General features: G+C 44.9%; 3 protein-coding genes. All 3 read left to right on the plus strand.

Annotated features, from left to right (window positions below; all coding sequences use genetic code 11):
• Positions 1-92 precede the first annotated feature (92 nt).
• The 3 genes from QZV86_RS13735 to QZV86_RS13745 all read left to right on the plus strand — a co-directional run bounded on the left by QZV86_RS13735 (position 93) and on the right by QZV86_RS13745 (position 1,553).
• Positions 93-737, plus strand: a complete 645-nt coding sequence (locus QZV86_RS13735) for a substrate binding domain-containing protein (protein WP_295629316.1) — start codon at positions 93-95, stop codon at positions 735-737.
• A gap of 137 nt (positions 738-874) precedes the next feature.
• Positions 875-1,177, plus strand: coding sequence for a type II toxin-antitoxin system VapC family toxin (locus QZV86_RS13740; protein ID WP_295629310.1), 303 nt, complete (start codon positions 875-877; stop codon positions 1,175-1,177).
• 136 nt (positions 1,178-1,313) lie between these two features.
• Positions 1,314-1,553, plus strand: a complete 240-nt coding sequence (locus QZV86_RS13745; RefSeq protein WP_295629313.1) for a hypothetical protein — start codon at positions 1,314-1,316, stop codon at positions 1,551-1,553.
• Positions 1,554-1,580: the final 27 nt, after the last annotated feature.

Below are 1,580 nucleotides of genomic sequence, written 5' to 3' on the forward strand. Positions count from 1 at the left end.
CAGGCTACACCGCTTTCTCCTCACTTGTCATACACCAGAAATAATCATAGCTCGAGGCGCTAATCGAGCAAGACGGAGCGTTATGTGGGGCACTGCGCATCGCGGTTCCGATGACTTTTGGCGTCAAGTATCTTGGCCCTGTTTTATTCTCGTTTATCAGTAACCATCCACGGCTGTCGCTTGCCCTGGAGCTTAATGATCAGATTACTGATTTATCTGGCAAAGGCTACGATTTAGGCATTCGTATTGGTCGGTTACGTGATTCATCACTTGTAGCCCGTAAATTAGCAGTAAGCCGCCGCGTGGTTTGCTGTAGTCCAACGTATGCCAAACGCGCCGGATTACCCGCTTCAATTGACGAACTAACTAGCCATACTTGTATCGGCTATGCGAATGTATCGTCCAGCCATATCTGGCGATTCGATTCGTCAGAAACCGTCGGTGTACCTCGTTCACTGGTTGTTCGTAGTCGGATCGTCACTAATAATGGCGAATCAATGCGAGATGCAGCAATAGCTGGACTTGGCATTACCATTCTTCCGTTATTCATCGTTGCCGATGCACTGAAAGATGGCCAATTGATTAATGCCTTACCGCACGCATACCCAGTTGCAGACACAATCTATGCGGTTTATCCGAAAAATCGCCATGTTTCAATAAAAGTCCGCTCTGTCGTGGATCATTTGGTCGCGGTATTCAGTGGTGATCCGCCTTGGGAAAAAGAGTTGAAAGCATAGTATCTTATCGTTTATAAACAGTTAAACATATCTAATTTCTTGATAATATTTTCATAAATTATCCTAGATTTAGAGTTTCTGGGGTTTGTAGTGAATCTCTAAAAGAACATACATCAGATTAAAAGGCAGCGCAGTTTTTGGAAGGACTAGAGACGCCCCCTTTCCTTTCAGCGCTCACTGTTGCCGAATTATATGCAGGTGTTCGAGATGGTAGAGAACGTAACTTGCTTGATAAGCTGGTGCAGCATTTTCCCGTGATTCTGTTAAATGCTGAAGCTGCTATTAAAGGCGGCCTATATCGGCGGCAGTATGGCAAAAGCCACGGTGTCGGCATTGTTGACGCGCTGCTTGCTTCTTCTGCTGAATGCAAGAACCTTATTCTTGCCACCTGCAATGTAAAACATTTCCCGATGATGGAGAGTGTGTATTGTCCCTATTAAGTAATAGAAGAAATTGGCACGCTCTATGGCTAGGTGTAACAGTTAAGGCATGCAAAGTATAATTGCAACATGCAGTAGTAATGTTACTTCGATCTACAACATATCGGATCACCTGAATACTCAAACGGATAATATCATGCACATACTGTTCAAAACAGAATTCAGGACGCAAACCCGAGGCTATACGCTTTTAATTGAGCGTGATCTGTTGGGTGATTTATCCATTGTGCGCTGCTGGTATGGATTGCATAACCGGCGCGGCGGATACAAACGCGAGCTTTTTACGGATCTCGAGCTAGCTTGCGATGAATATTGGCGAATGGTAACCAGACGGTTGCACAGGGGTTATGGAGCTATAGTCAAATCTGGTGTATGAGAATCAAGCGACCTGCTGTTTTTGATC

The organism is uncultured Nitrosomonas sp., assembly GCF_902826915.1.
Taxonomy (GTDB): domain Bacteria; phylum Pseudomonadota; class Gammaproteobacteria; order Burkholderiales; family Nitrosomonadaceae; genus Nitrosomonas.

Bases quoted from the DNA above. Each gene is read 5' to 3' on its own strand.
- QZV86_RS13745 (WP_295629313.1), top strand. From the start codon at position 1,314: ATGCACATACTGTTCAAAACAGAATTCAGGACGCAAACCCGAGGCTAT.